At 63.3% G+C, this 22,559-nt stretch carries 20 protein-coding genes; 10 read left to right on the top strand and 10 right to left on the bottom strand.

Features of this window, described 5'->3' with window-relative positions:
* Window positions 1–100: 100 nt before the first annotated feature.
* From AT302_RS12570 to AT302_RS12555, 4 genes are all read left to right on the top strand, one after another.
* Window positions 101–1,492, top strand: a complete 1,392-nt coding sequence (locus AT302_RS12570) for an MFS transporter (RefSeq protein ID WP_084656589.1) — start codon at window positions 101–103, stop codon at window positions 1,490–1,492.
* 48 nt (window positions 1,493–1,540) lie between these two features.
* Window positions 1,541–2,404 (top strand): fumarylacetoacetate hydrolase family protein, encoded by an 864-nt coding sequence (locus tag AT302_RS12565; RefSeq protein ID WP_058378739.1) that lies wholly within the window; start codon window positions 1,541–1,543, stop codon window positions 2,402–2,404.
* A gap of 67 nt (window positions 2,405–2,471) precedes the next feature.
* Window positions 2,472–3,467, top strand: a complete 996-nt coding sequence (locus tag AT302_RS12560; RefSeq protein WP_058378738.1) for a VOC family protein — start codon at window positions 2,472–2,474, stop codon at window positions 3,465–3,467.
* 75 nt (window positions 3,468–3,542) lie between these two features.
* Window positions 3,543–4,679 carry a porin gene (locus tag AT302_RS12555; RefSeq protein ID WP_407668848.1) on the top strand — a complete coding sequence of 379 codons (1,137 nt, stop codon included), beginning with the start codon at window positions 3,543–3,545 and terminating at the stop codon, window positions 4,677–4,679.
* A gap of 38 nt (window positions 4,680–4,717) precedes the next feature.
* On the opposite strand, the gene AT302_RS12550 is transcribed toward AT302_RS12555, so the two are convergent.
* Entirely contained in the window at window positions 4,718–5,812 is a 1,095-nt protein-coding gene (locus AT302_RS12550) for an NmrA family NAD(P)-binding protein (RefSeq protein ID WP_058378736.1), read from the bottom strand.
* Window positions 5,813–6,002: 190 nt separating this feature from the next.
* Between AT302_RS12550 and AT302_RS12545 the strand changes: the two genes are divergently transcribed.
* Complete coding sequence (locus AT302_RS12545; protein WP_058378735.1) at window positions 6,003–6,509, top strand: winged helix-turn-helix transcriptional regulator; 507 nt, start codon at window positions 6,003–6,005, stop codon at window positions 6,507–6,509.
* A 22-nt stretch (window positions 6,510–6,531) separates the two neighbouring features.
* Here the strand turns inward: AT302_RS12545 and AT302_RS12540 are convergent, their stop codons facing one another.
* The 8 genes from AT302_RS12540 to AT302_RS12505 form a co-directional block, all read right to left on the bottom strand.
* Complete coding sequence (locus AT302_RS12540) at window positions 6,532–7,416, bottom strand: ABC transporter permease subunit (protein ID WP_084656199.1); 885 nt, start codon at window positions 7,414–7,416, stop codon at window positions 6,532–6,534.
* A gap of 5 nt (window positions 7,417–7,421) precedes the next feature.
* Complete coding sequence (locus AT302_RS12535) at window positions 7,422–8,345, bottom strand: taurine ABC transporter ATP-binding protein (RefSeq protein WP_407668837.1); 924 nt, start codon at window positions 8,343–8,345, stop codon at window positions 7,422–7,424.
* Between the two features lie 16 nt (window positions 8,346–8,361).
* On the bottom strand, window positions 8,362–9,390 hold the full coding sequence (gene tauA / locus AT302_RS12530; protein ID WP_058378733.1) for a taurine ABC transporter substrate-binding protein: 1,029 nt from the start codon (window positions 9,388–9,390) through the stop codon (window positions 8,362–8,364).
* A 198-nt stretch (window positions 9,391–9,588) separates the two neighbouring features.
* Window positions 9,589–10,332 carry an amino acid ABC transporter ATP-binding protein gene (locus AT302_RS12525; RefSeq protein WP_058378732.1) on the bottom strand — a complete coding sequence of 248 codons (744 nt, stop codon included), beginning with the start codon at window positions 10,330–10,332 and terminating at the stop codon, window positions 9,589–9,591.
* Window positions 10,333–10,345: 13 nt separating this feature from the next.
* Window positions 10,346–11,488 (bottom strand): amino acid ABC transporter permease, encoded by a 1,143-nt coding sequence (locus AT302_RS12520; RefSeq protein ID WP_058378731.1) that lies wholly within the window; start codon window positions 11,486–11,488, stop codon window positions 10,346–10,348.
* Window positions 11,489–11,501: 13 nt separating this feature from the next.
* On the bottom strand, window positions 11,502–12,386 hold the full coding sequence (locus AT302_RS12515) for an ABC transporter substrate-binding protein (protein ID WP_058378730.1): 885 nt from the start codon (window positions 12,384–12,386) through the stop codon (window positions 11,502–11,504).
* Between the two features lie 38 nt (window positions 12,387–12,424).
* Window positions 12,425–13,492 carry a TauD/TfdA family dioxygenase gene (locus AT302_RS12510; protein WP_058378729.1) on the bottom strand — a complete coding sequence of 356 codons (1,068 nt, stop codon included), beginning with the start codon at window positions 13,490–13,492 and terminating at the stop codon, window positions 12,425–12,427.
* Window positions 13,493–13,895: 403 nt separating this feature from the next.
* Window positions 13,896–14,561, bottom strand: coding sequence for a GntR family transcriptional regulator (locus AT302_RS12505; RefSeq protein WP_058378728.1), 666 nt, complete (start codon window positions 14,559–14,561; stop codon window positions 13,896–13,898).
* 169 nt (window positions 14,562–14,730) lie between these two features.
* Here AT302_RS12505 and AT302_RS12500 point away from each other — a divergent pair, with 169 nt between their 5' ends.
* The gene (locus tag AT302_RS12500; RefSeq protein ID WP_058378727.1) at window positions 14,731–15,462 is read left to right on the top strand and encodes a response regulator transcription factor; all 732 of its coding nucleotides are present in this window, start codon (window positions 14,731–14,733) and stop codon (window positions 15,460–15,462) included.
* Complete coding sequence (locus tag AT302_RS12495; protein ID WP_167365800.1) at window positions 15,449–16,888, top strand: sensor histidine kinase; 1,440 nt, start codon at window positions 15,449–15,451, stop codon at window positions 16,886–16,888. The genes AT302_RS12500 and AT302_RS12495 overlap by 14 nt, the downstream gene beginning before the upstream one ends.
* A gap of 8 nt (window positions 16,889–16,896) precedes the next feature.
* On the opposite strand, the gene AT302_RS12490 is transcribed toward AT302_RS12495, so the two are convergent.
* Window positions 16,897–17,628 carry an acid phosphatase gene (locus AT302_RS12490; RefSeq protein WP_058378725.1) on the bottom strand — a complete coding sequence of 244 codons (732 nt, stop codon included), beginning with the start codon at window positions 17,626–17,628 and terminating at the stop codon, window positions 16,897–16,899.
* 262 nt (window positions 17,629–17,890) lie between these two features.
* Between AT302_RS12490 and AT302_RS12485 the strand changes: the two genes are divergently transcribed.
* The 3 genes from AT302_RS12485 to AT302_RS12475 all read left to right on the top strand — a co-directional run bounded on the left by AT302_RS12485 (window position 17,891) and on the right by AT302_RS12475 (window position 22,554).
* Window positions 17,891–19,414, top strand: a complete 1,524-nt coding sequence (locus AT302_RS12485) for an alkaline phosphatase family protein (RefSeq protein ID WP_084656197.1) — start codon at window positions 17,891–17,893, stop codon at window positions 19,412–19,414.
* 104 nt (window positions 19,415–19,518) lie between these two features.
* A complete protein-coding gene (locus AT302_RS12480; RefSeq protein WP_058378723.1) occupies window positions 19,519–21,816 on the top strand; it encodes a TonB-dependent receptor in 2,298 nt (765 codons plus the stop codon).
* Between the two features lie 66 nt (window positions 21,817–21,882).
* Entirely contained in the window at window positions 21,883–22,554 is a 672-nt protein-coding gene (locus tag AT302_RS12475) for a MotA/TolQ/ExbB proton channel family protein (protein ID WP_058378722.1), read from the top strand.
* The last annotated feature ends 5 nt before the right edge of the window (window positions 22,555–22,559 follow it).

Genomic DNA, 22,559 nt, shown 5'->3' with positions numbered 1-22,559 from the left:
AGTTGCATTCAGTTGTGACATGCCGGCCAAGCGCTTGAACAACAGACGCTGGCAGTCGCAGACCGGTGGCTTCACTGCCGGCTACCTTCAGGAGACAACGATGTACGTAGATTCGACGTCACAAACGTCCACGCGTGCCGGCACCGCCGTGCGCAGCCAGACGCGCGAGCGCATGACGGCACTGCAACGGCTCACCCTTTTCCTCTGCTTTCTGATCGTCGCGGCCGATGGCTTCGACGTGGCCAGCGTCGGCTATGTTGCGCCGCTGCTCAAACACCAGTGGTCGTTGAGCCCCGCCGAACTCGGGCCGGTCTTTGGGGCAGGCCTGTTCGGTCTGACCATCGGCAGCTTTCTCTTCGGCCCGCTCGCCGATCGCATCGGCCGCAAGCGCGTCATTCTTATCTCAATGTTTCTGTTCGGTATCGGCAGCCTCGCGTGCGCGTGGTCGCCCTCTGTCGGCTGGCTCGTCTTTCTCCGGTTCCTGACCGGCGCTGGACTGGGCGGCGCTATGCCCAACGCCATCACGCTGTCGTCGGAATACAGTCCCGCGCATAACCGCGCATGGCTCGTCACCCTCATGTTTTGCGGCTTCACGCTCGGACTCGCCTGCGGTGGCTATGTCGCGGCATGGCTGATTCCGCACTTCGGCTGGCAAGGCGTTTTTATCTTCGGCGGCCTAGCGCCGCTCGTGCTGGTGCCGGTCGTGGCGTGGCAATTGCCCGAGTCGCTGCGCTTCATGGCCGGTAAACCGGCGTTCGCGAAGCAGATGCAACGCACGCTGGCCCGTCTGGGCGAGCGTGGCGCAGCGTCCTTTGCGGCGGAAGCCACGGCGGAGCGCAAGCAGGCCGAAGGGGCGAATGGTGCGAATGGCACGAACGCCGTCGCAGAGCGCCCGGTGGCGACGCTCTTCAACGCCCACTACCGCACCGGCACGTTGCTGCTGTGGCTGGCGTTCTTCTGCACGTTGTGGGTCTACTACCAGATCAGCAGTTGGCTGCCGACGGTACTCACCGAAAGCGGTATCGGCGTGGCACATGCGGCGCAAGTGGGCGCGATGCTGCCCATCGGCGGCACGCTCGGCTCGTTGCTCAATGCGCGTCTGATGGACCGGTTCAATCCGTTTGTCGTGCTCGCTTTCTCTTATGTCGTCGCCGCCGTCTCCATTGCGCTCATCGGCACGTCGCTGCATTCGACGACGCTGGTTTTCGTCACTGTGTTCTTCGCCGGGTTCGGTTTGTCGGGGGCGCAGACCGGCGCCAACGTGCTCGTCGCCGGCTTCTACACCACCCGGGCGCGTGCCACGGGCGTGAGCTGGGCGCTTGGCGTCGGGCGTGTCGGCTCGATCATCGGGTCGATGACCGGTGGCTTGCTGCTCGCCGCCTTGTCGTCTGTTCAGGTGTCGTTCGTCGTGTTCGCGGTGCCGGCCGTGATCGCCGGCATTGCCATGATCGCCAACGGTTTGCGCTACCGCCGTCAGATGGCGTCCGCGTAACTGCGGCCATCGCTCCCCACACTCAATCTTTCTTTCTCTGGAGTCACCATGCGTTTTGTCAGCTTTGAACTCGACGGCAAGTCCTGCCTCGGTGTGCGCGATGCCGAGAGCATCCGCGTGCTTGGCGAATATGCCCTCGAAGACCTGCTTGCCGACGGCGTCGATCTCGTCGCGTTCGCCAAGGCCAATACGTCCTCGCGTCACGTCAGTGCCGACACCGTGCGTTTGCTCGCGCCGTTGCGCCGCCCGCCGAAGATCCTTTGCGTCGGCCTGAACTACCGCGACCATTCCGCCGAGAGCCAATACGCGCAGCCGGACTATCCGACGCTCTTTACTCGCGTGAACACGAGCCTCGTCGCACACGACGCGCCCATCGTCCGGCCGGACGTGCCCGACAGCGAGGGGGTCGACTATGAAGGTGAGTTGGCCGTGGTGATCGGTCGCGGCGGCCGCCATATCCGTCACGAAGACGCGTTGGATCACGTCGCGGGCTATTCGGTGTTTAACGACGGGTCCATTCGCGAATACCAGTTCAAGACGCCCCAATGGACCATGGGCAAGAACTTCGACGCCACCGGCGCGTTCGGCCCCGATCTGGTGACGGCCGACGAATTGCCGGCGGGCGCGCGTGGCTTGCTGTTGCAAACGCGCCTGAACGGCGAAGTCGTGCAGTCGGCCAGCACCGACGACATGGTGTTCGATGTCGCGACGCTGATCGAGGTCATCAGTCAGGCCATCACGCTGGAGCCGGGCGACGTCATTGTGGCCGGCACGCCCTCGGGCATTGGCTGGGCGCGCACGCCGAAGCTGCTGATGCGCGAAGGCGACGTATGCGAAGTCGAAATCGAGCGCGTGGGCCTGTTGCGCAACGCGATTGCCGATGAAGTGACGCTGCGCAAGTCGCGCGCCTGATGCTTACCTGCTGCCGGCATCGCGCGAACTGCGTGCGATCCCGGCAGGTCTCTGCCCGGAGGACGTCATGACTGCATCGCCCTTGCCCGGCACGCCGTGCGCCGTGCATTCGATCGATCACTTTGCACTCAACGTGCCGTCGCTGGCACAAGCACAGCATTTCTTCACCGCATTCGGTCTGGAAGTGAGCGAAGCCGCCGCGCCCGGTCAAGCACTTGAGCTTCGCGCGGCGGACGGCCATCGCTGGGCGCGTGTGCTGCCGGCGGACGGCAAGTCGCTTGCGTATCTGCAATTCAACTGCTTTGCGCAGGATTTCGATGCGCTGCGCGAACAGGTAGTGCGAGCGGGGGCGACCGCTGCGGACGCCCCGGCATCGCTCATGGCCACCAGCGGATGCCCTCCCGACACCGGTTTCTGGTTCCGCGACCCCGACGGCAACCTGATCGGCGTGCGGGTCGGTGTGAAGACATCGCCCGACGTGAAACCGTCGTTCACGCTGAATTCCACCGCCAACGGTGCGCGAGGCACGCATTGCCGGCACGACGTAGTGCAGGTACGGCCGCGTCGCCTGTCGCATGTGCTGCTCTTTACGCCTGACGTTCTGGGTTCGCTCGCGTTCTACAGCAACGCGCTCGGCCTTCGGTTGTCGGACCGCTCGCAGGATCTCATCGCCTTCACGCATGCGCCGCACGGCTGTGACCACCATCTGGTGGCCTTCGCGAAGAGTCACGCGCGCGGCTGGCATCACTGCTCTTGGGACGTTGCGAGCTTGGACGAAGTCGGCAATGGCGCTGCGCAGATGGCGGCGGCGGGCTACCGCCATGGCTGGGGCACAGGGCGCCACGTGCTCGGCTCGAACTACTTCCACTACGTGCAGGACCCGTGGGGATCGTTCAGTGAGTACTCGGCTGACATCGACTACGTCGCGAAGGACCAGACATGGCCCGCCGGCGACTTCGACCCGGAAGACTCCCTGTACTTGTGGGGCCCCGAGGTGCCCGCCGATTTCATCCGTAATACCGATACCGCCACCGGCACGATAGCCGACACCCCCCGCGCCTGAGCGCGTCGGCACAACAGACCAGACACACTGGCATCGACTGAGGAGACAGCAATGAAAGCAGCAACGGTGCGCCTGATGGGCGTAACGGCGACGGCGCTCGCCTGTTTGAACGCGAGTCCGGCATTCGCACAGAGCAACATCCAGCTATACGGCGTGCTCGACACGGGCATCGAATTCGTCACGCATGCCGGACCGACGGGCGATAGCCTCTGGCGTGTACCCGGCATCACAGGGACGATGCCCTCTCGCTGGGGCATTCGTGGCAACGAGGATCTCGGCGGTGGTCTGCACGCGTTGTTCACGCTTGAGAACGGGTTCAATGTGCGCGCTGGCGATGTGAATCAGGGCGGACGGCTGTTCGGCCGCCAGTCGTGGGTCGGGTTACAGAACGACTGGGGAACGCTGAGCTTTGGGCGCCAGTATTCGATGACGTTCTGGGCGCTGTCCGACGCGGACATTCTCGGGCCGGACATCTACGGCGGGCTCGGGTCATTCGACGCGTACATCCCGAATGCCCGGAGCGATAACAGCGTTGCCTACAAACAGACGTGGCAGGGCCTGACGTTCGGCGCGACATGGTCGTTCGGGCGCGACAACGGCGGCACGGGCAACTCGCCGGGGCAAGGCACCTGCGCGGGGAACGGCACCGGGGCGAACGGCTCCCCGGCGTGCCGCCAGTGGTCGGCCATGCTGCGCTACGACACGGCGTCGTTCGGCGTTGCCACCGCCTACGATCAACAGCGCGGCGGGCCGGGTGCGGCGGCAAACTTCTTCGACGGTGTGGCCCCCGTCGCAATCGCAGGCAGTGGCGCGACCGACACCCGCATTCAGATCAATGGCTATGTCAAAGGCGGCAGTTGGAAAGTCGGCGGCGGGTGGCTCGGACGGCGCGTGAGTACCGACGCGGCCGGGCTGCCCGGGGTCAACTCGGACATGTTCTATCTGACGGCGTCGTACACATTGGCACCGCAGTATGTGATCGACGGCGGCGTGTATCGCATCGTGAACGCGCAACACGATACCCGCGGGACCATTGCCGCATTGCGCGGCACGTGGTTGCTCTCACGTCGCTCGGCCGTGTACCTGCAAACCGGCTATCTGTTCAACAGCGCACGCGCGGCGTACACCCTCAGCCAAGGTGGCGCGGGGGCCTCGCCGAACGCGGGGGTGAACCAGTTAGGGGTGATGGCCGGGGTGCGTCATACGTTCTGACGTCGCCGGTTGAACCGCACGGGCGCGCACTCCGGGTATCACAGCGCGCCCTTGCCGCCGTCTTCGAGCAACTTCAGGAGCGGCGGCGACTTGAACATCGTCTCCGGTTGCACGCGTTCCCAGAGGCTCCCAAGCCCTTGCTGCCGGCCACGCGCGTCCTCATGCCGCAACCACTGTTCAACCGTCCGGATGCGGTTCGGATGGATTTCGTCGAGCAACGCGTAGTCGCGCTGGATCACGTTGTGTTTCCAGACATTCCAGAACCCGGTGAAGTTGTCCCGGAAGCTCATCGTGCTGTTGTCGTTCGGATCGGCGTTGTAGCCGGCGGGACGGAGTGCGGCGGTCTTGAGTGGGCCGTTCCAGTAGGTGTCCAGATCGGTGTCGATGTACCGCGCCGGATGCCCGGTCACACGCTCGAAGGCCTCGGCGAGTCGGCGGTACTCGACGGGCTCGATCGCGACTTCGAGGTTCATCCCGTTCGCACGCTCGGCATTGTCGAACAGCCACCGCGCGTAGAAGCCGCAATCGGCCAAGGCGACGTGCGGCACCGCGCCGTTGCCGAGCGGCACGCGCCACGTCAGTACACCCGCTTCCACGAACGGCATCATCGGCGTCATGGCTGAAATGGCCATCTCCATATACGGCCCGGTGGTGAACACCGCCGCGCCCATGCGTTCGCAGTTGGTCTGGTTCTGGAACAGCACCCACTCGCCAATGCGGCCTTTGCCGTCGTAGTGGCCGACGCGAAAGCGCGAGTCGTAGCCAGCCTTCTTCAATGCGTAGTCAAGGTTGCCGTACACGAAGAACTTGATGCCCTCCTCCAGTGCGATTTCGTAGGCCCGAATGGCCCAGTAGATCTCTGTTTTCTCTCCAGTGTTGAACCCGTCGAGATTGATGTAGGCCCCATCGCAGCCTCTGAAGCCTTCCCGCAGCACCGCTTCGTCGGCAAACGTGCCTTTCAGGATCGATACGTTGCCGAGCGCGAGCAGCGCCTTGGCCCGCCGGGACTCGGGGTCGCGGCTTAGCGCGCGAACGGCGTATTTACCGTCGGCGACGAGCGCGCTGATGATGGGCAGGCCCTGTGCGCCGGTGCCGCCGACGACGAAGATCCGGGAGATGGGATGGGAAGACATGCGTGTTTCCTTACGTAGTTGGACGGGGTGCCACCCGAAGCGAACGCCAAATCACCGGGTGAATTTGTTGCTCTTATAATAAGAGTGACTAATTCGCACCGCAAGCACTTTCGATGACGCGAAGCGAACGTGACTCTTATAATGAGACCCGCTGACTGACGACGGTCGGCCTACTCAGGGAAAACTGCGCATGCGCTCAAAAGGTTTCGACGGCATGGTGTGTTCGATCGCCGGTGTCATGGCGGCGCTCGGCGACCGATGGGGCGTGCTGATCCTGCGCGATCTAGTCGTGGGGCTCCGGCGATATGACGAGCTACGTCAGTCGTCCGGCATCACCAATGCGACGCTCAGCGACCGTCTCAAGCATCTGGAGACTAACGGTCTCGTCGAGCGCAGGCGCTATCAGTTGAACCCCGAGCGATTCGAATATCTGCTGACGCCCAGCGGAAGAGAGGTTGCCGCGTTAATGCCGGTGCTCGCCCAGATTGGCGACAAATTGGAGGTGTCCGGTGCCTCGGCCCCGCCGATGACATTCGTGAACCGGAACACCGGGGCCGAGGTCAGGTGGACCTTTGTCGATCAGGCGACGGGCGAGCCGGTGAGCGCCGAGGACTTGGCCATCAAGGAAGGACCGGGCGCGGACGATCTGGTGCGCTGGCGGTTGTCCCAAGGCGAACAACATCGCCGTCAAACGTGATGTGAGCGGTTGGTGAAGCCGGTTAGCGGGTGCGCCATGGCACGAGACGTCGTTCCAGAGCACGCATACCGAGATCGAAACACCACGCGATGCCGCCGATCAGCACAATGCCCATGACCACGACGTCGGTGCGAAGGAAGCTCGACGCATTGAGCACCATCTGGCCGAGGCCCGCCGTTGCCGCGACCATTTCTGCCGCCACCAATGTCGTCCAGCCGAAGCCGATCGAAATGCGCAACCCCGTGAGGATCTCCGGCAATGCCGCCGGCAGGATCACGTGGCGAACCACTTGCGCGAAGCTTCCACCGAGCGAGTATGCCGCGTGGATCTGCTCGGTCGTGGCGCTTCGGGCGCCGGCGCGCGCCGCCATCGCAATCGGCGCAAAGCACGCCAGATAGATGACCACGATCTTGGCGGTCTCATCGATCCCGAACCAGATGACGACCAGCGGCAGGTAGGCCAAGGGCGGCAGCGGCCGGTAGAACTCCAGCACCGGGTCGAGCAACCCACGGGCGACGCGGCTCACCCCCATCAGAATGCCCACGGGGACGGCCGTTACCGTCGCCAGTAAAAAAGCCCCGAAAACGCGCAAGGCACTCCAGGCGAAATGCTCGGATAAGGGGAGCCCGCCCTGAATCCGCCCGTGAGTGGCGTCGAGGAACGCGCGCCACACCGCTTCGGGCGCCGGCAGGAACAGCGGGGGAATCCAGCGGAAATGCGTCGATAACCACCACAGCGCGCCGATCGCCACGATCGCGGCAACGCTCAGGCCAGCCGTCGGCCCTTCGCCGGGCATGCGCCAGATGCGCACCCGCTTGGTGATGGTCTGCGATGCCTGCTGCACGGGATGCGCCACGTGCGTGTTCGGCACGGTCGCCACGTTTGACAAGGTAGTTTCGGATGCCATGGAGATCAGACTGTCGAGGCGGTCGAAGCGGTCGAAGCGGTCGAAGCGTCAGGGACAGACTCGCGCAGGCGGTGCACCAGTCTTTCGCGCCACGCAATGAAGTCGGCGGATGATTTGACCGCGCGGGCATCGCGGGACGCCAGATACTGCCGCGAAAACGGCAGGTCGTGACTCTCGGCGATACGCCCCGGGCTGGGTGTCATGACGATGATTTTTGTTGCGAGAAACAGCGCCTCTTCGACGCTGTGCGTGATGAAGAAGATCGTCTTGTGCGTGCGCTCCCAGATATCGAGCACAAGCTCTTGCATCGTTTCCCGGGTCATGGCGTCCAACGCGCCCATCGGTTCGTCCATGAGCAGCACGCGCGGATCGTTGGCCAGTGCCCGCGCGATGCCGACCCGCTGTTGCATGCCGCCCGACAACGTATCCACACGGGCCTCGGCATGCCGCTCAAGGCCAACTAGCGCCAGCGTGCGACGTGCCGACGCCCGGCGCTGCGCCTTTGGCACACCCTGAAAGCGAAGGCCGAGCGCGACGTTATCGACCACGTTCAACCACGGCAGCAAGGCGTAGCGCTGGAACACCACACCGCGCTCGGCCCCCGGGCCGGAGACCGGTACGCCATCGAGCAGCACCTCGCCCTCGTTGGCCTGAACAAACCCCGCGATGCAGTTGAGCAGCGTGGTCTTGCCGCAGCCGGACGCGCCGAGTACGACGACAAAATCGCCCGTATCGATGCGCAGGTTGACGTTGTCGAGCGCGACTTGGGTGGCGGCGCTTCCCTGCCCGCCTCCTTTTGAGCTGCCCGCACCGCCCGCACCGCCTGCACTACCCACGCCGTCATACGCGACGCGAAGCCGCCGGATATCCAGCCCGCCGTTTTTCACGCTGGGCTGTGCCTCCGGAGAACACGAAGTATCAATCGCCACGCTCATATCACTCGGCTCAGCGTGCCGCACGCTGGACGAAGCTGGCGTCCACGCCGACCGAATAGTCAGGCAGTTCCGTCTGAATCGTGCCTTGCGCCTTCAGGAACGCTGCCGTCGCGGCGAGCGACTTGGCGGCACCGGATTGCGCGCCGCCGCCCAGCCAGACATTCGACGCCTGCTGCGCCGCTGTGGGGAACGCATACAGCGCGAGGCTCGCCGGGACGTCATCCACATTGGCACCAGACTCCTTGGCGACGGCGGCCACCTGCGTTGAGCCAGCCGTCCACGCTGCCTTGTGGTCTCGATAGTTCGCGTCGGTCGCGGCCAGCACCTTGACGAAGCCGTCGACGAAGTCCTTGTTGTCGCGGGCGAATTTGCGATCGACCACGAAGCCGTCGAACGTGGCCTTGCCGGTCGATTTCGCCACATCGCCTGACGTCGTCAGCACTTTGCCGTTTTTCTTCACCTTGGCGAGTACCGGATCCCAGATGTAAGTCGCGTCAATATCACCCCGCTCCCATGCAGCAGCGATTTCGGGCGGACGCAGATTGACGATTTTGACCTTCGCCGGGTCGACGCCCGCCGCCTGAAGGGCCACCAGCGTGTGGAAGTGCGACGTGGAAACGAACGGCACACCGATCTTCTTGCCGTTCAACTGCTTGACCGATGTGACGCCCGAGCCGTCGCGAGCCACCAGCGCTTCGGCGTCGTTGATGTTGTCGAGAATCCAGAACAGCGACAGATCGACGCCCTGCGACAGACCGGCAGCAATCGGGCTGGAGCCGGCCTCGCCGAGCTGCACCGAGCCGGAAGCGAGTGCGCGAATGACGTCGGCGCCGCTCCCGAGCTTGCGGTAGGTGACCTTGTAGCCAGTAGCGCGCTCGACTTCGCCGGTCGCTTGCGCATAGCGCCACGGGACCACCATGTCCTGATACGCAATCACGACTTCTTTGGACTGCGCGAATGCAGGCGCGGCGTAAGTCGTGGAAAACGCCAAGGCGCCAAAGGCCGTCAGGATGGCGAGCGGACGAAGCAGTCGATTCATTGAAATCCCCATTCTTCTAGTTGGAAGAGACGACCCACTATAGACAGGGAGGCGAGGCGGCGTGCCAATCGATTGGCACTTGCTTATGCCGTCGCGATGAAATTGCTTTCGCCGAATTGGGCGCAAAAATTAGGCGTAAAAAAAAAGGGGACCCGAAGGTCCCCCAATATGGGTGAGCCGGTCAGTCGAATCTCGTACTCAGAGTCGCTTGGCCTGCCGGATGCTACGTAAAAATGCGCGGGTGCGCTCTTGCTGCGGGTCACCAAAAATCTGCTCGGGCGGCCCTTCCTCACAAACCACGCCGTCACACAGGAAACAGACCTTCGACGCCACCTCGCGTGCAAAGCCCATTTCGTGGGTGGCGAGCAACATGGTCATGCCCTCCTGCGCCAGATCGCGAACGATGTTCAGCACCTCCGACACCAGTTCGGGATCGAGTGCCGACGTGATCTCGTCGAGCAGCAGCACCATCGGGTCCATGGCCAGTGCGCGCACGATTGCCACGCGCTGCTGCTGTCCGCCCGACATCCGATCGGGATACTCCTTCGCCTTGTGCGCCAGACCAAAGCGCTCGAGCAGCGCCATCGCACGCGCCTCGGCGTCGCGTTGGGGCTGTTTCAAGACCCGGATCGGTGCCAGCGTGATGTTCTCGAGCACCGTCATGTGCGGGAACAGGTTATAGCCCTGAAACACGATGCCGATGTCGCGGCGCAGCGAATTGACATCGACGCCCGGCCCTGTAATGCGGTCGCCGTGCACCAGGATCTCGCCTGACTCGATCGGTTCCAGCCCGTTGATACAGCGCAGCAGTGTCGACTTGCCGGAACCCGACGGGCCGATGAGGCAGACCACCTGATGCTCTTCTACCGTCAGGGTCAGCCCTTTGATGACCGGCACCTCGCCGTAAGACTTGGCGATGTCGCGAATCTCGATGAATGACATGTCGTTCGCTCCTTCAGGCCCCGCCCGCACGCATGCGGGCCCGGTCGCGTTGCGCCATCCGTTCCACAAAACGCACCTGCGGAATCGAGATGATGATGAACAGCACGGCCACGGTCGTGGCGGCCGACAGGTTGTAGTGATTCGACGCGATGATCATCGACTGATTGAAAGCATCGATCACGCCGACCACGTTGACCAGCGCTGTGTCCTTCTGCAAGGCGATGAAAGCGTTGAGCAGCGGCGGAATGATCTGCCGGATACCCTGCGGCAACACCACGAAGCGCAGCGTCTGCGTGTACGACAACCCGAGCGAGCGCGAGGCGGCGACCTGACTCCAGTGCACGCCCTGAATCCCGGCGCGATAGATTTCCGCCACGTAGGCTCCGACCGTCAGGGTCAGCGCGATCACGACATACGTCGTGAGCGACAGATCCTTAAGAATCGGCACCCCCGTGAGCGGCAAGCCGAAGCCGACCAGATAGATCACCAGCACCGCCGGCATGGCGCGGAAGATATCGACGTAGGCCGTGGCAATGAAGCGCAGCGGCTTGCCTGCCCTGCCCGGCGCAAACATCGCCAGCGCCACGATCAGCCCCCAGATCAGCACGAAGACTTCGGCGATCAGGAAGATCTTCACGTTGACCCAGAACGCGGTGAGCACGAGCGGGAACGTCTCGATGATCAGCGGCAGGAAAATGAAGGTCTTCGCAACGGCCAGATGGTTCGCCAGCACGAACTGCAACGCCAGCACGACGATCAGTTGAGCCAGCGTGTAGCCCAGCGTGATCCAGCTTTGCACGTCCGCCTCGGCGCGCGCCACGCGTGCCGCCGTAATGTCACGACGGCTTGCGGCATCGCTGAACGCGCGCCAGCGCTGAAAGGCACGCGCCAGCGGTGCGAGCACGATCAGCGAGGCGAGGCCGAGCAGCACGGCGCCCACGGGCACCCACCAGCCGTCGAGCTGGTTCCCGAGCAGGCCTTCACGCAGTGCGGCAATCGTGAAGGCGCTGCCCACGATGGCGACGAGCGCGCCGACCAATGCGATGAGAAACAGCGTGAACGGCGACGACGGCATGCCGCCGATGTTCAGCCGCCGCTCGCGTCCTATCGCACCAATCAGCGCGCCGGGCGCCTTTTGAGAAGAGGGTTCGCTCATGGACTCGGTGACCTCAGGGCGTCAGTACCGGCACTTTCGCGGGATCGGCACCAAGACTCGGCACCAGATACTGAGTGGCCAGACGGTCGAACGTGCCGTCCTTCTTCATCTCGGCAATCAGCTTGTTGAACGCGGCGAGATTCGGCGAGTCCTTGTTCACCAGACCGCCCCACTGCTCGCTCGTGTCGTAACGGCCCACGACTTCGAAGCGCCCGCCGGACTTCTTCGCGATGGCCAGCACGTTCGGCGTGTCGTACAGCACGGCGTCAACCTGATTGGCGGCGAGTGCGGCGTACATCGCGGCAGCGTCCGGATAGACCTTCGGGTGCTCGGCAACCTTCACTTTGTCCGTCAGATACGGCAGGATGGTGGTGCCCTGCTTCACGCCCAGACGCAGCTTCTTGATGCTGTCCTTGTCGACCTTCGTACCCGTCTGGACCAGAATGCCCTGATCGGAATTGAAGTACGGATCGGTGAAGTTCACGACCTTCTTGCGATCGTCCGTGATCGTGATCTCGCTGAGCGCGATGTCGAAGCCTTTAGCCTGACCGCCGATCACCTGTGCGAACGAGCGGTTGACGACGATCACGCGGTCGAGCCCGGCACGATAGGCCATGTTGGCGGCCATGCAGTATTCGAAGCCGTCCTTGATGGTCTCCGGCGAGTCGCCGTTCCACCAGCCCGGTGCCGGCAGCACGGGGCGTACCGACAGCGCGCCCGGCGTGACCGTTTCCAGCTTCACCGAGCCGCGCGTGCCAGTGACTTCGCATTTGCCGAAGTCCGGGGCCGCGACGGCCGTCGTGCAGAGGCCGCCGAGCATGAGCGCGGCGAGCAGCATGCGCGCAGGCGCCGTCTTGCGGGTTGCGCGAGTCTTGTCTTGCCGTTCGATCAGTTTCATGGGGGTGTCTCCTAGCGTCTTGGGGTTGAGTCGATCGGTCATGCGGGCAGTGCTGCGGCCGGTTGAGCAATGCCGCCATGCGGCTTGCCCGAGGCGACGTCGCCCCAGAGCACCGCGTGGTCTTCCGGCAGCGCGCGCGAGTTCGGCATGGACAGCCAGAGACGCATCAGCATACGGTCCTGACCGGTTTGCACATCGTCCTTGAAGGCGGTGCGGCCGTGATACACGATGTGATTGTTCAGCAACTGGATGTCGCCCGGCGCGAAACGCATCTCGAAGCATTGTTCTTCCGCCACGGCCATCAGCATGCGAATGGCTTCGTGTTCGGCTTCGGAGAGCTTGCGCACGCCCGGCAGCATCTGGGCGTTCTCGATGTAGGTCAGCGAGAAATGGCTGGTGAGCTTGCCGTCGCGCACACCGAAGATCGGCAGATCGTAGGCGACGTGTTCGCCACCGGCCTCTTCGCCGAAGCGGCTGCGCGGGATCGGCTGGCACAGCAGCGCGTGCAGGTCCGGACGGCGCTTGAGGATTTCGTTGTAGACGGTGGCGCTACTCGCCAGCTTGCTCACACCGCCCTCGGACGCTTGTCGCACGCACAGCAGGCCGACGACGTCGCAACGATCGGTGTGGAAGCGCAGTTGCCCCGGCGAGAGCGTGCGAGCGCCCGACGACAGGAATTGCTTGCCCGAGCTATCGACCGTCGCCCCGTAGAGCTTCGCGCCGACACCCATGCCTTCGTCCTTGATTTCGCGCATGACTTCGCCGCGGTAGTTCTGGAACATCGGCGTGCCCAGATGCGCGCCCAGCGCATACCACATGCGGCGCAGCTGCTCTGTGCTGTAACGGGTGACGTCGAGGCCGCGAATCTTGACCATGCCGGAACCGTTTTCCAGTTCTTCGCGCACGTCGTCAAAGAACGCCGTGGCGTCGGGCAGCGGGAAGTTGTGACGGTTGATATCGCGCCAATCGACGTTCTCCGTCGCTTTCAGCGCGGCGTCGATTTGTTCGAGCACGATGGCCGGGAAGGTCTTCACCCAACGATCGTGATTGACCATTTCGGTCCCCTGCCAAACACTGGCGCCTTGCAGACTCTGCGACTCGGCCATGAAATTCTCCTGATAGATGCGATGAGTAGTACGCCTTACTTTGTATATACATGTAAGGACATTACACCCATCATTTGAAGTCCGACAATCGGGAGCGACGTCCAATCAGGGAAAGTCCTAGCCTCGGAAAACAACAGGCTCACGAGGCATGTTTGCGCAATGGCATGGCGACTCGCAACGCCTTGCGCAGCAAGGCAGACGCGGCGAATCGCGGGTCTGAAATCCCTACCGGGACGACCCGAACTCCCGGGTACGTGGACTCCCGGTCGACTCGACTATACGCGAACAAAATTGCGTCCGTATATCATTTATTTATTTCGTATACGATTTGAATAAATCAATTTCTCACACTGCTGAAAACGAGGGCGGTGTGAAGTGCGAGACGTGGGAAAAATGCAGGGAATCAGGCGGACGTTTTGCCGCTCAGCCGGAAATACGCCATCACTTCGCGTTGCGTTTGTTCCAGATGTTTGCGCAGCAGCCGGACGGCGGTTTTCGTATCGCCGGCGGCGCAGGCCTCATGAATCGCGAAGTGCTCGTCGTAAGAGCGTTGATGGTCGTTGACGGCGGAGAGATGCGTGCGCAGAAAGCGGCCCATACGCTCTTGCGCGGCCTGTGCGGTGGCGACCAGCCGGGGACGATTGGCGGGCGCATACAGGGCTTGGTGAAACGCCAGATTCAGGTCGCTCCACGATTGCGGGGTATCGGCTTTCTCGTAACGTTTGAGCAGCTCCTGCGCGAGGGCAAGATCGCTGGGTGCCATGTTGGGCACGGCGATTTCGAGCGCGCGGCATTCCAGCGCGATGCGCAGGTCGAGCATCTCGACGCAGTCGCTCGCGGTGAGCGGCGTCACGAACGCACCCGCATTGCGTTTGAGCGTCACCCAGCCCTCGGATTGCAGACGCATCAGCGCTTCTCGAACCGGGATCTTGCTCACGCCCATTTGCGCGGCAATATCGTCCTGACGAATCGGTGCCCCTTCCTGCAATTCGCCCGACAGAATCTGCTGGCGAATGGCGTCGTAGGCGCGTTCGGCGGTGGAGAGTGAAGCGGTTTCGCTCGTGGTCACGGAAGTCCGCGCGGAAGGCCGCGCACCAGGCAGGGGTGAATGATGCGCGAATTATACAATTATTGATATTCGTATACTTTTCTGCGACGTAACTTCGAACTGTTCTGTCACGAATGTTTCACACAGTTGCCATAGAGTCTGCGCTCACCCTACAGACCTGAGACGACCCATGCGCGCGCCTACCGTTGAGTTCACGCACGCTGGCGGGGCCTGTGCGGCCAACCGCGTTCTGGTGGTGGAGGATGACGCCAAGGTCGCTCACGAGATCGTATCGGCACTCGGTGAGCATGGCTTTACCGTCGAACTCGCCAGCGCCGGTGGCGCCGGACTGCAACAAATGCTGCACGGGCAATTCGACTGCGTGGTGCTTGACCGGTTGTTGCCCGAGATCGATGGCATGTCGATCCTCACGACGGCACGCAATGTCGGCATCAAGACGCCTGTATTGATGCTGTCTGCCCTTGGCGCCACGGACGAACGGGTGCGCGGCCTGCGCAACGGTGCCGACGACTACCTGACCAAACCCTTCAGTTTCGACGAGTTGACCGCGCGCATCGACGTGCTGCTACGCCGGCACAGCGATACGGACGTGAGCGCCACGCTGCGCGTCGGCGATCTCTATCTGGATAGCCACAACGGGACCGTGACGCGTGCGGGGGTGCCGGTCGTGCTCAAGCCGCGCGAGATGCGTCTGCTCGAATATTTGATGCGCAACGCCAATCAGGTGGTCACGCGCGCATTGTTGTTCGAATCGGTGTGGAAGTATCAGCATGACGTGCAGACCAACGTCATCGACGTGCACATCGCCCGGCTGCGCAAGAAGATTTCTCTGGACGGCGCCTGCTCGGCGATGATCGACACCGTGCGTGGGACGGGCTATGTTCTCCATGCCAATGACTGAGCGCAGCTTTCTGCGCAGCCTTTGGGGCGCCGGGCCGATCTTCGCGATCTTCATCGTGTCTGTCGTCACCCTGTTCGCCGTGGTCTACTGGCTCACCATGGGCTACCTGACCGATCTGGTCGACGCCCGCCTCCAGCGCGAAAGCACGCAACTCATCCGGCGCACACCCGCCGACGCCCGTACCAATATTACGGAGCGCAGCCACCGTGAAGCGGCCAACATGCGCCCCTACGGCCTGTTCAGCGCGAGCGGGCAACGGCTGGCCGGCAACATCGACACGATGCCGAAAGGCAAACCCGACTGGCACGCGTACCGCTACGTCCAGTCGGTCGTCGACAAAGAAGGCGATACGTGGGCGCGCCCCTACCGCGCCATGATCGCGACCATGCCCGATGGCAACCGCGTGATCGTCGGGCAGGCCGTCGACGATATCGACCGCTTCGATCACATGCTCGTGCGTGTGGCGTTTGGCGGTCTGCTGGCGACGATCCTGCTCGGCGCCTTGTGCGGCTACGCATTGCATCGCGCCGCCAATCAGCGGGTTCGCCAGTTGCGGGAGTCGTGTCAGGACATCATCTCGAGTCATTTCACGCGCCGCCTGCCGACGCGCGGCCGCCGCGATGACATTGATTTGCTCGTGGGCTTCGTCAATACGATGCTCGACGACATTGAACGCCTCGTCTCGGAGCTGCGCGGCGTCTGTGCGTGGATCGCGCACGATCTGCGCACGCCGATGACCAGCTTGCGCGCCGGATTGGAACGTGCCCGCCGTAGCGCGACGTCGGCCAAGGAATACGACATGGCCGTCGAGCGAGCCCTCGAGCAAACCGACCACGTGCTCGGCCGCTTCTCGGCGCTGCTGAGAATCGCCGAAATCGACGCCCACTCGCGTCGCGAGCAGTTTCGTCACGTTGATCTCGCACGTATTGCCGAAGACGTTGTAGATCTCTACGAGCCGCTGGCCGAAGAGCGCACAGTCACGTTGCTGGTCGAGACACAACGCTGTGCGCCGGTGCTGGGTGACAGCGATTTGATCTTTGGTGCCATCCAGAACCTGCTCGACAACGCGTTGAAGTTCACGCCTGCCGGTGGCACGGTGCGCCTGCGTGTGATGGCGACGCTTCAGCATGCCGTGGTGGAAGTCTGCGACACCGGACCGGGGATCGCGAGCGTCGAGCGTGATGCCGTGTTGAGACCGTTCTATCGCGGAGCGGGCGTCAGCGGTATGCCGACGCCCGGTCACGGGCTGGGGCTGAGTGTGGTGGCTGCGACGGCGCGTATTCACAACGCCGTGATGCGGATCGACGATGCTGCCCCCGGCTGCCGCGTCGCGTTAAGGTTTGCTGCGGCGCCGATCTCGTCGGTCTCGCCGGAAGTGCCCGAGACGTCAGAAGACACTCGGACAGCTGAAGCCGCAAGCGTCTGATCGACGGCTTACTGAAGTGGCGGCAGGCTCAGGGCTTCGCGCGTCTCACGTGTCGCACGCATGAGATCGTCGCGAAACGCCGGGTTGGCCAGCATGGCGGCGGCGATCACGGTCCCGCTCACCTTCCCCGCCTCGACATCGCTCACGTAATGCACGCCCCCCAATGCGCGTCCCTGCGCGTACGCCTCGGCTCGCGCAAAGATCTCCGCACGCTTTTCCGGCACGATCTTCGCCAGAATCACCGCGCTCAGGTACGCAAACGTGGCGTGCCCGCTCGGATAGCTCGGTGAGGTGCCCTCCGTCACAATGCCCGGGTGCACCTCGGCGCTGACGTTGTACGGACGCGGGCGCTTCCAGTAATCCTTCGCCGCTTTGAGCGGCCCCGCCCCCTCCTTCGCCAGACGCTTGAAGAAGGCCTCGGTGAACGGCAGACGCTCCGCGCGGAAGTCCGTGCCGATCACATCCGCAAAGCGGAACACGCTCTTGTGCGTGTCGCCATCGGCCAGCGCCAGCTGCGCGGCGGTGCGCGAGCGTTGAAGTGCCAGCACCTGACGCAGATCGTCAGCCGCAGCAAGCGTGCCGGGCGCGGGCGGCGGCGCCACCAGCACGGTCAGGTCGGGGGCCGCGCCGCTCAGATAGTCGGCATGGGGCAGTTCAGCCGCTTGCACAGCGTGCAGTGCGCTCAGCAGCAGCAACGCTGCGACGAAGGGACGCCCGTAGCGGGTCGAAACAGGAAGCATCGGTCTATTCCTTAAGGGATCAGGTTCTCGGGTAAATGCGCCGAGGGAGGCTACGAGACTCCCGTGACCCGCCAATGGCGCCAACCTTTCCGTCCGGACAGGTTGATCGTGCGCGCCAGGCGTCACTTGGCAGTCTGTTCATGTTGGCAAGTTTTGCTTCATCTACGCATCACGGGCAGCGCCTAAAGTTCGCCTCGCTGATCACCGGCGAGCAGGCCGGTCCACTCAACCGAGCGCCTTGCGCCGAGGATGCATTACCTCCATGAAGCCCCAGACTTCCAAGACCTTCCGCTTTGCCCCGAGTGTTGTTCCGACCTTGGTGCTCGCTTGCGCCACGCTGGCGTCGGGCATGACGCATGCTGACCAACCCACTTCGCTCGCTCCGGCGGCAAGGGTGCTGCTGATCAGTATCGACGGCATGCACGAGGAGGATCTCTCCCGCTACATCGCCGTGCATCCGACCTCTGCGCTTGCCTCGCTTGCGCATCACGGCGTGATGTATCGCAACGCACTCACGCCGACACCGTCCGATTCATTCCCGGGCATGGTCGCATTGATTAGCGGCGCCAGCCCTGTCAACTCGGGCGTGTACTACGACGACAGCTTCGACCGGCGACTTGTCCCCGCAGGGGAGAACTGCGGCACGGGGCCCGTGCGCGGTGCCGAAGTCGTCTTCGACGATTCCATCGATCTGGATCCGAAGCGCATCGACGGTGGCGGCGCCATCAATGCCGACCGGCTGCCTCGTGACCCGGCGCGCCAGTGCGCCCCGGTCTATCCGCACAACTACCTGCGCGTGAACACCGTATTCGAAGTCGTGCGCGCCGCTGGCGGGCGCACCGCTTGGGCCGACAAGCATCTCGCTTATGACTTCGTGCATGGTCCGAGCGGAAAAGGTGTCGACGATCTCTACACCCCGGAAATTGCCGCCGTCGGCGAAAAGCTCGCCGCCTTCCCCGCTTACGACAATCTGAAGGTCGACGCGCTGCTCAAGCAGATCGATGGCCGTGACGCCACTGGCAACGCGTCGCCGGGCGTGCCGCGTCTGTTCGGCATGAACTTTCAGCAACTGAGCGTGGCGCAAAAGTCTGGTGACGGTTACCGCGACGCCCATGCCACCCCCGGCGCTGCCATTGGCGCTGCGCTCGATCAGATCGACGGATCGCTGCAACGCGTGCTCGACGCCCTCGCCGCACGGCATCTGGACACGTCGACGCTCGTCGTCATTGCCGCCAAACACGGGCAGTCGCCGATCGCGCCGGGGCAACTTCATCGTATCGATGGCAAGCGCGTGCTCGATGTTGTCGCACAAAGCGCGCCGGACGCGCTCGCAAAAGCGACGCTCGACGATGTCGGCCTCTTGTGGCTGAAACACCCGAAACCCCCGAAATTTACGCAGGCCATTGTCAAGGGGCTGCGCGCCAACGCCGAAGCGCTGGGTATCGAACACGTCTACGCGGGTAACGACATGCCGACGGGCTGGGGCCGCGTCGGGCGTGATAGCCGGGTGCCCGATATCGCCATCGAGACGAAGCACGGCGTGATCTACACACACGGCAGCAAGGTCGCCGAGCACGGTGGCTTTCACGACGACGATCGTCACGTCGCGCTGCTGGTCTCGCGCCCGGACATCCAAGCGAAGGAAATCGATGCGCCGGTCTCGACACGTCAGGTCGCCCCGACGTTGCTGCGGGCACTGGCCCTCAAGCCCTCCGCCCTCGACGCCGTTCGCCGCGAAGGCACGACCTCGCTCCCGGGCTTGAACTTCGGCAAAGGGACCGATTGAACCTTCCGTAGCACCCGTCACGACGAAGCACCACGCAGCACCACGAATCAGGGCTGCCGGCCGCATCTGGCCGGCACAACTTCCAAAGAGAACGAACCCGAGCCATGAAACCGAACACGACGCGCACACCGAGTCTTCATCGCATCAGTACGCCGCATCTGACGCTCACCGCCATTGCGCTTGCCGTACTGGCCAGCACGGCGCAGGCCCAAACGACCGACATCGGTGACGTATCGGCCTCCGACGTGGGCGCGCCCGTCAACGTCACCGCCGTCAAATCACGCAATGCACCGACCGCGGCCGCCGCGAAGGCGCTCACGCAAGCCCCGCTTGAAGCCACGTCGCCCCAGACACAGATCAGCAGCGACTACATCGCCAATCAGATCAATCCGCAGGCGGACTACGGCACGATTCTGCGCATTGCGCCGAGCTACAGCAGTTCTTCGCCCAACGGCCTTGGCTTGTCGGAAGCTAAGAACCAGACGCTGCGCGGTTTTCCGGACGGTCAGTTCAATGTGACGTACGACGGCATTCCGTTTGGCGACACTAACGACTTCTCGCACCACACCACGTCGTATTTTCCGGCCGCCACTATCGGTAGCGTCACCATCGACCGAAGCCCGGGCAATGCCACCACGCTGGGCTATGCGACCTTTGGCGGCTCGGTGAACCTGTTCTCGCCGACGCTGAGCCCCGTGCGCAAGATCGAGTACTCGCAGACCATCGGATCGCACGCGACGTGGCAGGAAAACCTCGGCATCACGACCGGCATCATGCCCGGGTTGCTCGACTCGAATGTCTTCCTGAACATTCAGCGTACCGACTCGAACGGCGCATTGAGCAACAGCGGCGTGCGCAACACGAACATCTTCCTCAAGGGTGTGACGCCGATCGGCAGCAACACGCTCGTGACGTGGGTCTACGCGTACGACAAGATCCACTTCAACAATCCGGGCGGCGCCACCCTTAATCAAGTGGCGCAGTACGGCTACAACTACGGCCTGAACGCCGATCCGAAGAGCCCGAACTATTACGGCTACAACTATCAGGACAAAAACACCGAATTCGCCTATATCGACGTCAAACACGACTTTGACAACGGCTGGGGCCTGAGCAACAAGCTGTACACGTATTACTACTACAACCTGAGTCATGAACTGAACGGCGACAACACGTCGTCGCCGCTCTCGGCGCTCAGCGCTGCCAAGCCCTTCGCTGCCGGTCAGTCGGGCACCGACATTGCGGGCGCGTTGAAGCTCAATGAATACCGCACGTATGGCGACACGCTGGCGGCGACGCACACCGATGCCTACGGCACGTTCACCGGCGGCTTCTGGGTCGAACACACGCGCAATCCGCGCAATCGTTTCGCGTACGACGCAACCACCGGGCAGTCGGTCAAACAGAACGCCACCTACGGCAACACCTACTACGACATGGTCGATGAGGTGAATACGGCGCAGGCGTTCTCGCAGTACGCGTGGAAGGCGACGAACGCGCTGACCGTCACGCCGGGCATTCGCTATCAGCACTTCGAGCGCTCGCTGTCGGCCGGCGTGTTGCAGAACAACCTGCCGGGCACCTCCGCCACCAAGTCGTGGGACAGCGTGCTGCCGAGCTTGGACGTCAACTACCGCTTCACGTCGCTGTGGTCGGGCTATGCCCAGGTGTCGCGCGGTGCGCTCGGCCCGAATCTGAACACCTTGTACTCGGCCAATCCGTCGGGCAACAACAACGTGCAGCCGCAAACCTCGATGGCCTACCAGATCGGTACGGTGTTCAAGGCGGATCGATTCACGTTCAATGCCGATGCGTACCTGATCGAGTTCAGCAACTACATCACGAAGAATGGCTCGGGGGCGAATGCCACGTACTTCAACGCCGGGGGTGTGCGTTACACCGGCCTTGAAGCGGAAGGCAACGTGCTGCTCGGCAGCGGCTTCTCGTTTTACGCCAACGGCTCGCTCAACAACGCCACTTACACGCAGGACGGCACGGGCTCGCAGATCTGGAAGTCCGGCCAGCGCATCTCCTTCGTGCCGCAATACACCGCGGCCATCGCCCTCAACTTCGATCAGGGACCGTGGCACGCGGGTATTAACACCAAGTTCGTCGGCTCGATGTATCAGGGCAGCAACGGTGCGGCAGACGGTTCGATCTACAAGGTTGGCCCTTATAGCGTGACGAGCATGATGGTCGCGCGCGACTTCACCAACCTCAGCTCGGTCCTCAAGAAGGTTCGGGTGTCGTTCGGCGTCGACAACCTGTTCGACACCCACCGCATCACCGACAACCTCGGCCCGGCCGCGACCGATACCAGCAAGGGCACCGACGCGAACCAGTTCCTCTACTACTTCGTGCCGGGCCGCAGCTTCTACGTCAACCTGCGCGCCGAAATCTGATCGGTCGCCGGATAACCGGCCGCCTGTTGTCGCGGCCGGTGCGAATTTCATTGCAAGGAGATTTTCATGGATCTGAGTCAAATCAACCAATTGGCCATGTCATCGGGCGGCACGCTCTATCTGATGGTCTTGCTGGCGTTCGTCGGCATCACCGTGATCGTGGATCGCGGACTGCGCCTGCGTCGTACGTTCCGGGGCGGTGAGCGCATCGTGACGGCCGTCAGCGCGCTACCGATGATCGACGTCCACGATGCCGACGAACTGCGCGCCGCCGCCGCAGGCTTGCCGCACGGCCGCTTGCTCGACGCCTACGCGCACAACCTCAAGCGCGTTCACGGCGGCGATATGGAAGCGGTGATCGACGAAGCGATCTATCTGGAAGTGCCGCGGGTCGATCGCGGCCTGTGGGTGCTCGATACGGTGATCACCGTCGCGCCGCTGCTGGGCCTGGTCGGCACCATCGTCGGCATGTTCCACGCGTTCGACGTGCTGGGCGCTGCGGGGGGCGATCCTACGCAAGTGACCTCCGGCGTGGCCGAAGCGCTGATCGCGACGGCGTGCGGTCTGGCCATCGCTATGAGCCACCTGTGGTTCTTCAACGCGATGCAGGACACCGTGCGTCAGACCGTGCATCAGATGGATACGCTCAAGCGCCTGCTGCTCAACCGTCACAGCGCCTCGCAGCAGGCGGTTGAGCCGACCGGTGTGGTGTTGCGCCACGAACGTGCTTCGGCCTGAGAGCC

It is taken from the genome of Pandoraea norimbergensis, assembly GCF_001465545.3.
GTDB classification, from domain to species: Bacteria; Pseudomonadota; Gammaproteobacteria; order Burkholderiales; family Burkholderiaceae; genus Pandoraea; species Pandoraea norimbergensis.
Note: the sequence above shows the minus strand (reverse complement) of the source record. Positions and strands in the feature narration are given on the sequence as shown.

What these genes read in the sequence shown, in the direction of transcription:
- AT302_RS12525 (WP_058378732.1), bottom strand. Translation starts at nt 10,332, where the DNA reads ATGTCATTCATCGAGATTCGCGACATCGCCAAGTCTTACGGCGAGGTG.
- AT302_RS12475 (WP_058378722.1), top strand. Translation starts at nt 21,883, where the DNA reads ATGGATCTGAGTCAAATCAACCAATTGGCCATGTCATCGGGCGGCACG.
- AT302_RS12495 (WP_167365800.1), top strand. Translation starts at nt 15,449, where the DNA reads ATGCCAATGACTGAGCGCAGCTTTCTGCGCAGCCTTTGGGGCGCCGGG.
- AT302_RS12550 (WP_058378736.1), bottom strand. Translation starts at nt 5,812, where the DNA reads ATGTCTTCCCATCCCATCTCCCGGATCTTCGTCGTCGGCGGCACCGGC.
- AT302_RS12570 (WP_084656589.1), top strand. Translation starts at nt 101, where the DNA reads ATGTACGTAGATTCGACGTCACAAACGTCCACGCGTGCCGGCACCGCC.
- AT302_RS12515 (WP_058378730.1), bottom strand. Translation starts at nt 12,386, where the DNA reads ATGAAACTGATCGAACGGCAAGACAAGACTCGCGCAACCCGCAAGACG.
- AT302_RS12520 (WP_058378731.1), bottom strand. Translation starts at nt 11,488, where the DNA reads ATGAGCGAACCCTCTTCTCAAAAGGCGCCCGGCGCGCTGATTGGTGCG.
- AT302_RS12560 (WP_058378738.1), top strand. Translation starts at nt 2,472, where the DNA reads ATGACTGCATCGCCCTTGCCCGGCACGCCGTGCGCCGTGCATTCGATC.
- AT302_RS12565 (WP_058378739.1), top strand. Translation starts at nt 1,541, where the DNA reads ATGCGTTTTGTCAGCTTTGAACTCGACGGCAAGTCCTGCCTCGGTGTG.
- AT302_RS12555 (WP_407668848.1), top strand. Translation starts at nt 3,543, where the DNA reads ATGGGCGTAACGGCGACGGCGCTCGCCTGTTTGAACGCGAGTCCGGCA.
- AT302_RS12545 (WP_058378735.1), top strand. Translation starts at nt 6,003, where the DNA reads ATGCGCTCAAAAGGTTTCGACGGCATGGTGTGTTCGATCGCCGGTGTC.
- AT302_RS12480 (WP_058378723.1), top strand. Translation starts at nt 19,519, where the DNA reads ATGAAACCGAACACGACGCGCACACCGAGTCTTCATCGCATCAGTACG.
- AT302_RS12510 (WP_058378729.1), bottom strand. Translation starts at nt 13,492, where the DNA reads ATGGCCGAGTCGCAGAGTCTGCAAGGCGCCAGTGTTTGGCAGGGGACC.
- AT302_RS12490 (WP_058378725.1), bottom strand. Translation starts at nt 17,628, where the DNA reads ATGCTTCCTGTTTCGACCCGCTACGGGCGTCCCTTCGTCGCAGCGTTG.
- AT302_RS12485 (WP_084656197.1), top strand. Translation starts at nt 17,891, where the DNA reads ATGAAGCCCCAGACTTCCAAGACCTTCCGCTTTGCCCCGAGTGTTGTT.
- AT302_RS12500 (WP_058378727.1), top strand. Translation starts at nt 14,731, where the DNA reads ATGCGCGCGCCTACCGTTGAGTTCACGCACGCTGGCGGGGCCTGTGCG.
- AT302_RS12540 (WP_084656199.1), bottom strand. Translation starts at nt 7,416, where the DNA reads ATGGCATCCGAAACTACCTTGTCAAACGTGGCGACCGTGCCGAACACG.
- tauA (WP_058378733.1), bottom strand. Translation starts at nt 9,390, where the DNA reads ATGAATCGACTGCTTCGTCCGCTCGCCATCCTGACGGCCTTTGGCGCC.